General features: G+C 70.0%; 10 protein-coding genes and 1 tRNA gene. 4 read left to right on the top strand and 7 right to left on the bottom strand.

All coding sequences use genetic code 11. From position 1 onward, the window contains the following. Nucleotides 1-31 precede the first annotated feature (31 nt). Nucleotides 32-1,258, bottom strand: a complete 1,227-nt coding sequence (locus ACH34W_RS30330) for an MFS transporter (RefSeq protein WP_395964533.1) — start codon at nt 1,256-1,258, stop codon at nt 32-34. 67 nt (nt 1,259-1,325) lie between these two features. Here ACH34W_RS30330 and ACH34W_RS30325 point away from each other — a divergent pair, with 67 nt between their 5' ends. Together ACH34W_RS30325 and ACH34W_RS30320 are read left to right on the top strand one after the other, a co-directional pair. Then, nucleotides 1,326-2,489, top strand: coding sequence for an ROK family protein (locus ACH34W_RS30325; protein ID WP_395964599.1), 1,164 nt, complete (start codon nt 1,326-1,328; stop codon nt 2,487-2,489). Nucleotides 2,490-2,591: 102 nt separating this feature from the next. Then, nucleotides 2,592-2,666, top strand: a tRNA-Pro gene (locus tag ACH34W_RS30320). 93 nt (nt 2,667-2,759) lie between these two features. On the opposite strand, the gene ACH34W_RS30315 is transcribed toward ACH34W_RS30320, so the two are convergent. Then, entirely contained in the window at nt 2,760-3,935 is a 1,176-nt protein-coding gene (locus ACH34W_RS30315) for an NAD(P)/FAD-dependent oxidoreductase (RefSeq protein ID WP_395964532.1), read from the bottom strand. Nucleotides 3,936-4,115: 180 nt separating this feature from the next. Here ACH34W_RS30315 and ACH34W_RS30310 point away from each other — a divergent pair, with 180 nt between their 5' ends. Beyond that, entirely contained in the window at nt 4,116-5,024 is a 909-nt protein-coding gene (locus ACH34W_RS30310) for an AraC family transcriptional regulator (RefSeq protein WP_395964531.1), read from the top strand. Nucleotides 5,025-5,215: 191 nt separating this feature from the next. Here the strand turns inward: ACH34W_RS30310 and ACH34W_RS30305 are convergent, their stop codons facing one another. Continuing rightward, nucleotides 5,216-6,649: an MFS transporter gene (locus ACH34W_RS30305; RefSeq protein WP_395964530.1), complete on the bottom strand. Its 1,434-nt coding sequence runs from the start codon at nt 6,647-6,649 to the stop codon at nt 5,216-5,218. A gap of 75 nt (nt 6,650-6,724) precedes the next feature. Between ACH34W_RS30305 and ACH34W_RS30300 the strand changes: the two genes are divergently transcribed. Beyond that, a complete protein-coding gene (locus ACH34W_RS30300) occupies nt 6,725-7,294 on the top strand; it encodes a winged helix-turn-helix transcriptional regulator (protein ID WP_395964529.1) in 570 nt (189 codons plus the stop codon). A gap of 143 nt (nt 7,295-7,437) precedes the next feature. Here the strand turns inward: ACH34W_RS30300 and ACH34W_RS30295 are convergent, their stop codons facing one another. The 4 genes from ACH34W_RS30295 to ACH34W_RS30280 are packed head-to-tail and all read right to left on the bottom strand — an operon-like array spanning nt 7,438 to nt 11,760. Next, nucleotides 7,438-8,106: a GTP-binding protein gene (locus ACH34W_RS30295; protein ID WP_395964528.1), complete on the bottom strand. Its 669-nt coding sequence runs from the start codon at nt 8,104-8,106 to the stop codon at nt 7,438-7,440. Further along, nucleotides 8,087-8,488: a DUF742 domain-containing protein gene (locus ACH34W_RS30290; protein ID WP_395964527.1), complete on the bottom strand. Its 402-nt coding sequence runs from the start codon at nt 8,486-8,488 to the stop codon at nt 8,087-8,089. The genes ACH34W_RS30295 and ACH34W_RS30290 overlap by 20 nt, the downstream gene beginning before the upstream one ends. A 6-nt stretch (nt 8,489-8,494) precedes the next feature. After that, nucleotides 8,495-8,914 carry a roadblock/LC7 domain-containing protein gene (locus ACH34W_RS30285; RefSeq protein WP_395964526.1) on the bottom strand — a complete coding sequence of 140 codons (420 nt, stop codon included), beginning with the start codon at nt 8,912-8,914 and terminating at the stop codon, nt 8,495-8,497. Next, nucleotides 8,911-11,760, bottom strand: a complete 2,850-nt coding sequence (locus ACH34W_RS30280) for a nitrate- and nitrite sensing domain-containing protein (RefSeq protein WP_395964525.1) — start codon at nt 11,758-11,760, stop codon at nt 8,911-8,913. The genes ACH34W_RS30285 and ACH34W_RS30280 overlap by 4 nt, the downstream gene beginning before the upstream one ends. Nucleotides 11,761-11,798 lie beyond the last annotated feature (38 nt).

Genomic DNA, 11,798 nt, shown 5'->3' with positions numbered 1-11,798 from the left:
GATCGTCCAGTCGATCGGGTGGGTCGTCCGGTCAGGAGTAGCGCGACACGGTGATGGGCTCGGCGCGGGGCGTCCACCGGTGCCGGGTCAGGGCGGTGAGGGCGCCCGGCCCGGCGAGGGCGACGAAGATCGCCAGGCCGACGGGCAGCACGAGTGCCGTACGCAGCGAGGTGACTTCGGCCAGGTGGCCGATGACGGCCGGGCCTGCGAGCAGACCGCAGTAGCCGAACGTGGTCACCAGGGCCAGCGCGCGCCCGGCCGCCGCCTGGGAGGCGCCGACCGCGCTGAACGCGATGGGCACAACGGTCGCGAGGCCGGTGCCGACCAGTGCCCAGCCCGTCCAGGCGAACACCATCGCGGCCCCGCCCAGCGCGGGTGCCAGCAGGACGACGGCGTACCCTGCGGCGGCCAGGCTTCCGGCCAGCCGCAGGGTGCGGGCGCCGCCCAGCCTGCCGCGCAGCCGGTCGCCGAGAAAGCGCATCGTGGTCATGGCGACCGAGTAGACCGTGAACGCGAGCGCCGCGAGCTCGGGTCCCGCGTCGAGGACCCGGCGGGCGTGCATGGCGGCCCAGTCCACCGCCGCGCCCTCGCTGACCGAGCCGGCGAAGACCACGATGCCCAGCAAGGCGATGGCTCCCTTGATCGGCGGCCGTCGATCAGCCTGCTCGTCGGCCGCGGCCTCCGGCTCTCCGGGCTCGGGCGTGAGGCGGTCGCTCAGGAGAAAACGTCCCGGCAGGAGGAACAGGACAGAGGCCACGAGGGCCGTCGCCGTCAGCAGGGCGGCGACGCCGAGGCCGCCCCGGAGGGCCGCTGCGGTGATCAGGCCGCCGACCGCGCCGCCGAGGCTCCACATGCCGTGGAACGCCGACATGATCGGCCTGACGTAACGTTCCTCCACCTCGACGGCGTGCGTGTTCATGCCGATTTCGAGGAGCCCGAACCCGAGTCCGAAGGCGAACGCCCACACCAGCAGCGCCTCGTACGACCCCGCCAGCGCCGGACCGAGCAGGAGCAGCGCGTGCAGCGGGCCGGAGATCAGGCAGAGTCGGCGGCTCGAAAAGCGGTCGGCCACGCGGCCCGCGCCCTGCATGGAGACCAGGGCCCCGAGTGAGACCAGCAAGAGCACCGTGCCGGTGCGGCCGGTGCCGAGGTCCAGCCGTTCGTCCAGGGCCGGCAGGCTCGCCGCCCACACGCCGATGACCAGGCCGCAGAGCCCGAAGTAGCCGAAAACACCCAACCGGGCACGCTTAATCACCATTCCTCCTAATTTGCTCGCGGCTAAAACATAATCGATGACCCGGGGCTGGCACAATCGCCTCGTGCGGATGACGGGAGCGACGACGAGCGGCGAGCTGCGGCTGCACAACCTGGTGCGGCTGCTCCGCGCGGTGCACGAAGGGGGCGCCGAGGCCACCCGTTCCGAGCTCACCCGGGATCTCGGGTTGTCCCGCGGGACCGCCGCAGTCCTGATGGGCGAGCTGATCAACGGCCGTCTTCTCCGCGAAGAGATCACCCGCCAGGGCACCCGTGGCCGCCCGACCGGCATCCCCGGCCCGCATCCGGACGGCCCGCTGGCACTGGCCGTCGATCTCCGCGAGGACGTGTGGACGATCGCCGCGACGGAGCTGGGCGGGCGGCTGACCGTTCTCGAGCAACAACCGCATCCCGGTACTCCCGCCCCCGACGTGCTCAACGGGCTCGCCACCGCGATCCACCGGCACCGGCAGGTGCTCGCGTCCCGCCCGGTCGGTGTGGCGGTCGCCGCCCCAGGGCCGGTCCGTGACGGCCACCTGCTCGACATCCCGCACCTGGGCTGGCGCGAAGTGGACGTCGTGGAGGCGCTCCAGCCCGCCCTTCTGGACAACGACGCCACCCTCGCGGGCCTGGCCGAGGCGCGGCGCGGCGCGCTCCGCACCCGTGGGCTCGGCCTGCACCTGCACATCGAGTTCGACCTGGGCGGAACGCTCATCCTCAACGGAAACCCCATCCCGGGGTCACGCGGAGCCGCCGGGGAGTTCGGCCACATGCCGTTGATCGGCAGCGACCGGCCCTGCCCCTGCGGCGCGACCGGCTGCTGGGGCCTGGAGGTCGGCGCGAACGCCCTCCTCCGGGCTACCGGCCGCCCGCCCCAGGATCGTCCTCGCGCGCTGGAGATCCTCGGCGACCCCGCCCAGCAGGCCGTCATCGACCAGGCCGCGAGCATCCTCGGCGTCGGCATCAGCGCCCTGGTCAACGCCCTCGACCCGGAGACCGTCACCCTCTCCGGCCTGGGCGTCGACATCCTCGCCCGCTCCGCCGAGGCCCTGGAGACGTCCTACAAGGCCGGGCTGATGGACTTCCGCCGCGAGCAGCCCGCCGCCATCCTCCCCTCCACCCTCGGCGCCGAGGCCACCCTGATCGGCGCCTCTGAGCTGGCATTCGACGCCTTCCTCACCCCGGCAGGCATCGGCGCCTGGCTGTCGGCCCACGAAAAGGGCCCAGCGAACTAACGGCGAACTAACGTCGGACCAACGTTCAAGCGGCTCGAAGATCTCTAGCAGGGTTAACGGACTGCAAGTCGTACTCCGAAGCGGCTAGACTGACGGCCGCTACGGGCTGTAGCGCAGTTTGGCTAGCGCACCGCCTTTGGGTGGCGGGGGTCGCCGGTTCGAATCCGGCCAGCCCGACGCATCCCGGCTAAAAGGCGGAGCCGGTCGAGACAGCAGTCTCGACCGGCTCCGCCTTCGGGTCTCGTCGGCGGCTATCGGTTGCGCCGGTGGCTATCGGTGGCGCTGGTGGAGGCCGAAGATCTCGGCGTACACGTCGGTCATCAGATCCGCTCCCTTGAACTGTGAGGTCGCTTCGGCGTCCAGGATGTCCAGGTGGAGCAGGGAGTTCGGCCGGGCCGCGCTGCGTTGCCTGATCTGCGACACCGCGTCAGCGTCCAGGTAGCCGTGCCAGCCTGGGGCGTAGGTTGCTCCACCCTTCGGGCCGAGAGGGAGGACGATTCCCGCGGGCCCGGGTTGATATGTGGTGAGTTCATCTCCGCCATGCAGGAGTGTGCGGATGTTGGAGGCGACAACGGCGGCGTGTTGTTCGGCCGCGCCGGCCTGCTTGGCTTCTGGGATCGCAGTGATGTCGCCGATGGCGAACACGTTCTGCTGGCCGGCTAGACGCAGGTCGGCGGTGACCTTGAGGTGGCCGTTCTCTTGCCGGGCGGACGCCAGATCGTCGGCCAGATAGCCGGTGACCGGAGCGACACCGAAGCAGCGGAACCAGATATCGACGGTGAGCTGTTGGCCTGAATGCAGGGTGGCGGTGAAGGTCTTGGCCTCACCGGCGTCGGACGGTGGTTGCTCGCGCAGGGATGTACCGAGGATGAGCCTGACGCCCAGCGCGTCGAGCTGGCGGCGCAGCTCCGCTCTGAACTCGTCCGGGTAGTCGCCGGCGACGATGTCGCGGCCCGGGTCGACGATGGTCACTGCCTTGTCCGCCCACGCCGCCTTGATTTCTCCGGCCAGCTCAAGTCCCACAGGTCCCGCACCGAGCAGCAGAACGTTGTCGGCATTGGCCAGGGCGTTGTGGGTGGCGCGGTATTTGTTCTTGGCCGCAGCGCTGTCGTCGACGTCGACCTTTGCCGGGAATGGGAAGGTGGAACCGGTCGCCAGGACGATGTAGTCGGCGGCGATCCGCATCCCTGAGGCAAGCGTGATGGATCTGGTATCCACGCGCACAGCCCGATCCTGGATTACCTGGCCACGGCTCAGGAGGCGATCGTAGGGCAGGAAAAGCCGTTGCTCTGTCCACTGCGGATCGATGAGGCCGCGGAGTGCGGCGGTGTTATGGACGAAGGTGTCTCGCGGCTCGATGAGGACGACATCAGTCACCTCATCCAGTGCCTTGGCGACGGTGATACCGCCGTAACCGCCACCGACGATGGCCACAGTCGTACGCATGAATTCCTCCTTCTACAGCAGGGCGGTCGGGGTCTATGCGGAGCAGCCTAGGAAGGGTCGGAGCGATGATGAATGCGTGAGGGTCGCTGTTTTCTGCGCGATCGTCTCAGGTAGGAGTAGAATGTAGACTCTTGCTTTGGCCGATACGCAGGCCGAGAAGGGGAAGCAGGAGCGTCACCGATGGACATCCTGAGCGACGTGATTTGTGCCCTACGGACCGGCCGACCCGGTGGCGCGCGAGTCGACTGGTACGCGCCGTGGGCGCGACGTTTCCCGGATCAGCCCGGCACCGCGGGAATCCTCGTGGTGCTTCAGGGCTCGAGTTGGCTGATCGATGAGAGTGCCGAGCCCGTTCAACTGGGGCCGGGCGACATACTGTTCTCCCCGCATGGCAGCGGATACGCCATGGCCGACGACCCGGCCACGCCGCTGGCCGCGTGCCGTGAGGCCACCACGGAGGAGGCGGATTCGCAGCCCACGGCTACCAACCCCGCCACCGTGACCCTGTGCGGCGGCTATGAGCTCGATCCGAGCTGGACGCATCCTCTGCTGCGAGAACTCCCCGACGTGATCCATGTGCCCGCGCGCCGGGGACGCCATCCGGAGCTGAGGGCGGCCGTGGACATCCTGGGTGCCGAGATGGAGAGCCCCCACCTGGGCGCGGACGCTCTCATCCCGATCGTTCTCGACATGCTGCTCCTCTACATCCTGCGCTCCTGGTTCGAAGAGCACCCGCGCCGGGCGACGACCACCGGATGGGCGGCGGCGCTTGCGGACGACGCCGTCAGCACCGCCCTCAACGCCATCCACAACGAGCCGGCCCGCCCATGGACGGTGCAGGAACTGGCCGATGAGGCACGGCTGTCACGAGCTGCCTTCTTCCGCCGCTTCGGCGCCCTCACGGGTCAGCCGCCGCTGGCATATCTGACCTGGTGGCGGATGACCATCGCCGCAGGAATGCTGCGCGACTCCGCATCCTCCATCGACACCGTGGCGTCTCGCGTGGGCTATACATCGGAATCCGCCTTCGCCAACGCTTTCAAGCGCCACTTCGGCATCGCTCCCGGAAAGTTCCGCCGCCAGCCCTAGGTGTCTGCCCAGACAGGTTAGGTACGCGGCTGGCAGGTGGGTGGCCGCCGAGTGCGGTGTGGCCGCGGTGATGGTTGTAGGTGTGCAGCCAGGGCCCTGGGGCGTGTCTCAATCTTCCGCCGTGGACGGGAGCGTGTGGGGGGCGGGCTGGACGCCTGCGGGCCAGGGGCTTCACCCGCAGGCGCCTCGGCTCAGGTCAGCTTCGTGGGGCTGGTGACGACGGCCGGTCCTCGGTCGGGCACCCGGTGCCCTCGGGCGACCCGGCGCGGGGTCATGCCGAGGGCGGCGAACGCTGCGACGATCATGAACGCCCCGATGACGAGCCAGGCGTCGACGAAGGACTCGTGCGCGTCCAGGTAGCCGTAGGGGGTGCCGAGCACCGCCACCGCCAGGCTCACGCCCATGACGCTGCCGATCTGCCGGCTCATGTTGACCACCGCGCTGCCGGTCGCGAAGCGGTGCGACGGCAGGTCGGCCGCCGCGGACGACAGGATGGTGGGAAGGGCCACGCCGACGCCCGCCCCGCCGACGAGCCAGCCCGGAAGCAGGTCTGACGCGTACGCCGGGGTCGGGCCGAGACTCGTCACCATGATGCCGATGCCGGCTGCGCAGAGCGCGCAGCCGATGGCCGTGACCACGCCGACCGGGATCCTCGCGCCGATCATCCGACCGGCCACCAGTGCGAAGATCGGTACCATCAGCGGCCCGGGAGCCACGCCGAGCCCGGTCTGGATCGCCGAGTAGTTCCAGACCTCTTGCATCCAGAGGACACCGATCAGCAGGTTGCCGGCGAACGCGACGCAGAAGAGCAGGATCGCCGCGTTCGACGAGGCGAAGGTGCGCACCGCGAGCAACGACGGCTCGATCACCGGTGTGGCGTGCCGCGACGAACGCAGCCAGAACGCACCAAGGGTCAGCATGGACACGGCCAACACGATCGCGGTCCGCTCCCCCGGCCAGTCATTGATCTTCACGAGCCCCAGCGCGAGCAACGCTATGGAGGCCGTCAAGATCACGGCACCCGTGAGGTCGGGGATGCGAGCGGACGCGCCGTCCCGGGAGTCGGGCACGTAGCGCAGCGCGAGCAACGCCGCGACGATCCCGATCGGGACGTTCACCTCGAAGATCCAACGCCACGAGGCTTCAACCAGCACGCCGCCCGCAGCCGGACCCGCCGCGGCCGCCAATGCCGAGGAGGCGGACCAGATCCGTACTGCGGCGGCGCGCCGCTGTGGGGGGAACACGGACAACAACAGCCCGAGGCTGGTGGGGATCAAAGCGGCGGCACCGATGGCCTGCAGGACGCGGAACGCGACCAGCCACCACAGGGAGGGCGCGAGCGCGCAGGCCTGGGAGGCCGCGACGAAGACGAGGAGGCCGATCAGCAGCCCGGCCTTGCGGCTGTAGCGGTCGGCGAGCCTGCCAAGGGGAACCAGCAACGCGGCGAAGACGATCGTGTAGCCGTTGAGGACCCACGAGAGATCGGCCAGGGATTCGCCCGGGTAGTCACGGCCGATGTCGTTGAACGCCACGTTGACGATGAACAGGTCAAGTCCGGCCATGAAGCTGGCCACGGAGAGTACCGCGAGGGCGATTCGCGGACGCACCTGACTTTGATCAGCCATAGTTAGGTAGCGTAGCGATTTCTGCTGACTGCGGTCAATACAAGTCAGCATGTTCTTCGGCGTATAATCGCGTAGGTGACCATCGCACTTCAGGGACACTTCGCCGACCGCACCACCTGGTCGATGCAGAACTGCCCCGTATCCAGGACACTTGCGGCGATCGGCCCGCCGTCGGCCGTGCTGGTGCTGAGCGAGGCGTACCTCGGTACGAGCCGTTTCGGCGACTTCGTACGGAACCTCGGCATGACCGAATCCGCCGTCACCGACCGGCTGCGGCATCTGGTCAACTTCGGCCTGCTCAGCAAGGAGCCGTACCAGGAGCCCGGCCAGCGGACCCGCTACGAGTACCACCTCACCAAGGCGGGCCTCGCCCTGGCACCCACCCTGATCAGCCTCATGGAATGGGGCGACATCTACCTCGAGAGCGAGGAGGGGCGGATGGTCGCCCTCGTCCACGCCGACTGCGGCGAGACGGTCATGGCGGAGGTCCGCTGCGAGGCCGGCCACGACGTCGGCGTGCACGAGGTCATCATGCGTCCGCCGATGGAGCCGCCGGAAGAGAACCAGCAGCTCCCGGGCGTGATCCCGGACCTTCCCGCGATCGATCCGACGGCCGGATCCCCGGTCTCGGAGCCGACCGCCTGACTCTCCGGACGTCCGCCTGACCCGCCGGAAGGGCCGGCACCTGGCCGCGACCTCCACTCGCGCCCAGGCGCTGGCCACAACCGGGCAATTTCGCCAGGTCCCTCGCTCCGCACTCGAACGGATTCGAAAACGAAAGCTGGCCTCTACCGGCCAGCGGGGGCAGCGCTCGCCAGTCGCAGTGCGTGTTCGACCAAACCGACGAGCACCCGCTTGGCCGAGTCGGTCCGCCGCGCGTCGCAGAGGATGACGGGGACGTGCGGATCGATGTCGAGGGCGCCGCGGATCTCGTTCGACTCGTACCGGTCGGCGTCGTCGAAGCAGTTCACCGCGACCACGAACGGCGTGCCCTTCTCCTCGAAATAGTCGATCGAGGCGAAGCTGGCCGTGAGCCGCCGGGTGTCGGCCAGCACCACGGCGCCGAGCGCCCCGCGCGACAGCTCGTTCCACATGAACCAGAAGCGCTCCTGGCCCGGCGTCCCGAACAGGTAGATCGCGACGCCGTCCCGCAGCGTGATGCGGCCGAAGTCCATCGCCACGGTCGTCGTCCGTTTGGCCGCCACGCCCTCGAGGTCGTCGATGCCGACGCTCACATCGGTGAGGGCCTCCTCGGTGCGCAGCGGGCGGATCTCGCTGACCGCGCCGACCATGGTCGTCTTGCCGACCCCGAAGCCGCCGGCCACGAGGATCTTGAGCGCGACACGCGGGCCGTCGTGCTCGTCGCCGGGCTGGCCGTCGTGCTCGTCGCCCGGCCGTCCATCGCCCGGCCGTCCATCGGCCGGATCGTGCAGTTCGTCAGAGCGCGCGGAGTTCATCGAGAACCCTCCTCAGCAGGTTCTGATCGGTCTGGGCGGCCGGTGAGGTCCAGCGCTGGATGCCCACCAGGCCCGAGTCGAGGAGGTCTCCGGCCAGCACCCGGAGAACTCCGAACGGCAGTTCCAGGTCGGAGGCCAGGTCCGCGATCGTGTGCGGGCGGCGGCAGAGCCACAGGATCCGTCGCTGCTCCCGGGTGAGACGGCCGGGCTCGGCGGGGGCACGGCCGATCGCGACGAGGATGGTGACGAGGTCGAGCGGCTCGCCCCGGGGCCGGGTCCGGCCCCGGGTCATCGCGTACGGCCGGACCACGGGCCCGGCGGCCTCGTCGATCCACCGCTCCCTTCCCGGGCCCCGGATGCCACCAGAGACGCTCGGGTCCATCCCGGCTCACCCGGATTCCGTTCCCGGGCCGCGCGATCTCAGCCCCGTGGAGAGCTGCCGGCCGACACGTTTGACCAGCATCGTCATCTCGTACGCGACGAGACCCGCGTTCGCGCCGACGTCGCTCAGCAACGCCAGGCAGCTGTTGGCGCCGGCCGGGACCACGAAGAACAGTCCCTTGTCCATCTCGATGATGGTCTGCCGGATCTCACCGGCGTCCAGCTGCGGCTTGGCGCCGATCGCCAGGCTGTGGAAGCCGGCCGCCAGCGCGGCCAGATATTCGGAGTCCTCGCGGCCGACGTCCCGCGACGATCCCATCACCAGGCCGTCCCGCGACAGCACGACGACCTTGCGCACCTGGGGCACGCGGTCGACGAGGTCGTTGAGCAGCCAATTCAGTTCGGTCCCCACTCCCTGCTGGGTCATGATGTCGGTCCTCCCCTTCCCTCTGCGTAATCGGACGGTCCCTCGTCCTCGTCCCGGCCGCGCATCCAGCCCGCCTGGAGATCGGCGAACAGGTCCCGGGACGCCTCGGCCGAACGTTCCTCCCAGGCGACGAGCGTGTCGTCCGGCTGGTACGCGGCTGACGGCTCGTCGCTGCGCAGTTGCGGCGCCAGGCTGGCTCTCCTGGTCCGCCGCGGCAGCGGGGCACGCGAGCCGGAACCGGGCTGCGCGTGCGGGGTGGCCATCGGTTCACCGAACGACATCGGCGAGGTGAAGGAGGACTCCGGGTCCGCGGGCCCGGCCGCCCACGTCGGTGCCTCAACGCCCCATCTGGGCGTGTCGGGCGCCGACCACGTCGGCGTCTCGGTGCCCCACGCCGGCCTCTCGGTGCCCCACGTAGGCGTGTCGGAGGCCCAGGTCGGGACCTCGGGCGACACGGGTGAACGCGGTTGCGCGGGTGGCACGGACGACGCAGAAGGCGTGGACTGTGCGGGCGGCACGGACGGCGTGGACGGCGCGGACGGATCCGGCGAGGCGGGCGGCCCGGGGGTCCCGAACGACGGTGGTGCGTCCGCCCCCGTCCCCTGAACGGGGGACGCGGGCACGTCGAACGGCGTCGGCGCGTTCAGCATCGCCTTGGACTTGAGAAATGCCTGCCGCTGGCCGTTGCCCTGGTCCGCGGTCGGTTGGGTCGCGGTCGGTTGGGTATGGCCGGAGCCGTTCGGCATCGCGTCCGGCGCCTGCCTCGGGGCGGGCACGCTGTCGCCGGCGGCGCCGACGCCGTTGGAGCCGTTGGTCCCCTTGGTGCCGTTGGCGACGTTGGCGCCGGACTCGCGTTCGTCCTCGGGCTGGTCGATGTCGACCATGAGCTCACGCGGGATCAGCACGACCGCCGAGACTCCGCCGTACACCGACGGCTGCAGCGCGACCCGGATCCCGTGCCGCCCCGCGAGGCGGGCGACGACGAACAGGCCGAGCCGGTCGGTGACGGCCAGGTCGAACTCGGGCGCCCGCGACAACCGCAGGTTGAGGGCGTTCATCTCGGCTTGGTCGAGCCCGATGCCGCGGTCCACGATGTCGACCGCGAAGCCGTTCGCCCCCATCTCGCCGCGGACCAGGACCTCGGTCGGCGCCGGTGAGAACACCGTGGCGTTCTCGATGAGCTCGGCGAGCAGGTGGACGACGTCCGCCACGGCCTCCCCGATCAGCGCGGCCTCGGCGGACAGCACGACGACCTCCACGCGCGTGTAGTCCTCCACCTCGGAGATGGCGGCGCGCATGACGTCCTCGACCGGCACGGGCCTGCTCCAGCCCCGGCCGGGTGAGGCGCCGGAGAGAATGACCAGGCCTTCCGCATGGCGGCGCATACGGGTGGTGAGGTGGTCCAGCCGGAACAGGTCCGCCATCACGTCCGGGTCGGTGGCGCGGCGTTCCATCTCGTCCAGCATGCGCAGCTGCCGGTGGAGCAGGGACTGGCTGCGCCAGGCGACGTTGAGGAAGACGCGGCTGATGCCCTCGCGCAGGTACGACTCGCGTACCGCCGTCTCGATCGCGGTGTGCTGGACGCGGGTGAACGCGTCGCCCACGCGGGAGACCTCCCTGGTCTTGCCGATGATGAGCGGCGGCGCCTCGGCCTCGACGTCCACCTCCTCACCGCGGCGCAACCTGGCGACGACGCTGGGAAGCCGGTCCTCGGCGAGCTGGAGGGCGGCGCGCTGCAACCCGCGAAGCTCACGGGACAGGCTGCGGGCGGCGAAGACCGACAGGAGAACGGACGCCACCACCGCGAACAGCCCGAAGCCGCCCACCAGGACCAGCCGCCGGACGACCCGCTCGCCGATCGGCTTGGCCAACTCGTTCAGCGCGAGGCTGGCCTGGGTGACCTTCTGCTCCCATGCCTGGGACAGCGGCGCGACGGTCGCCGACCACTCGGCGACCTCGGGCGGCAGACGGTCGCCGCGCGAGTTGACCACTGTCTCCTCGATGGCCCGGTAACGCTGGAAGTTCGGGGTCGCGGCGAGCTGCTGCAGGGGGCGTCTGAGGCCGTCGTTCATGTCCACGAGCCCGACCTGGAACTCGCGCCTGCCGATGGCGGACCACTCCGCGAAGGCGAGTTTCTCCTCGTCGCTCAGCCTGCCGCCCTTCGCGAGCGCGGCGGAGATCAGCGCGTCCTGGCGCAGCATGTAGGCGCGCGCGTTGCCCACGCTGATGAGCGCGCGGCCCTGTTCGAAGATGTCGAGGTCATTGACGATGACCAGACCGCTGAAGACCAGGATGACGCGGTCGAGGATGTTGCCATAGGAGTCGATGAGGTCCAGCGTCCCGATCTGCCCCGTGTCGACCTTGGCCCGCAGCGCGGGCAGCCGGTCCAGGGCCTTCATCGCCTCGGCCAGCCGCTGGCCGGTGTCGGCCTTCGCCGCGTCCGTGGCCTCGGGCGAGAACGCCGACTTGCGGAACGCGGCCTGCACGGCGCTCGCGCGGGCACGTTGCGCACCGAGTTTCTGCCGGTCCGCCGGCTTCCGGGTGCTCACCGCGACCACGCTCAGCGAACGTTCCTGCTGGAGCTGGTTGACGAGGAAGAGGCCGGGCAGGCCGACCTTCTCGTATGTGGTGGAGAAGTCGTACTTGTCGATCGCCGGGCCCAGCGTGATGTTGGCGGCGAATCCCCAGAGGGCGACCAGGGACATCAGCGGCACGAGCAGCAGCACCGTGATCCGCAGGCGAATCGGCAGGCCTCGCCTCCTCGTGCCCCCGGGGTTCTCCGGTGCCCTCTGCCTGGCGGCCGCCCCGGGCGGGCCTGGCGGCCGGCTCTTGCTCTTGGTGCCCATCAGATCTCACCCTCATGTCGGATCGGGCCGCAGGGCTC

The organism is Actinomadura sp. 6N118 (genome assembly GCF_044326415.1).
Lineage (GTDB): Bacteria > Actinomycetota > Actinomycetes > Streptosporangiales > Streptosporangiaceae > Spirillospora.
This window is presented reverse-complemented; position numbering and strand designations above follow the sequence as displayed.

Coding starts and splice junctions, on each gene's coding strand:
- ACH34W_RS30280 (WP_395964525.1), bottom strand. CDS start 11,760: ATGGGCACCAAGAGCAAGAGCCGGCCGCCAGGCCCGCCCGGGGCGGCC.
- ACH34W_RS30295 (WP_395964528.1), bottom strand. CDS start 8,106: ATGAACTCCGCGCGCTCTGACGAACTGCACGATCCGGCCGATGGACGG.
- ACH34W_RS30310 (WP_395964531.1), top strand. CDS start 4,116: ATGGACATCCTGAGCGACGTGATTTGTGCCCTACGGACCGGCCGACCC.
- ACH34W_RS30305 (WP_395964530.1), bottom strand. CDS start 6,649: ATGGCTGATCAAAGTCAGGTGCGTCCGCGAATCGCCCTCGCGGTACTC.
- ACH34W_RS30315 (WP_395964532.1), bottom strand. CDS start 3,935: ATGCGTACGACTGTGGCCATCGTCGGTGGCGGTTACGGCGGTATCACC.
- ACH34W_RS30330 (WP_395964533.1), bottom strand. CDS start 1,258: ATGGTGATTAAGCGTGCCCGGTTGGGTGTTTTCGGCTACTTCGGGCTC.
- ACH34W_RS30285 (WP_395964526.1), bottom strand. CDS start 8,914: ATGACCCAGCAGGGAGTGGGGACCGAACTGAATTGGCTGCTCAACGAC.
- ACH34W_RS30325 (WP_395964599.1), top strand. CDS start 1,326: ATGACGGGAGCGACGACGAGCGGCGAGCTGCGGCTGCACAACCTGGTG.
- ACH34W_RS30290 (WP_395964527.1), bottom strand. CDS start 8,488: ATGGACCCGAGCGTCTCTGGTGGCATCCGGGGCCCGGGAAGGGAGCGG.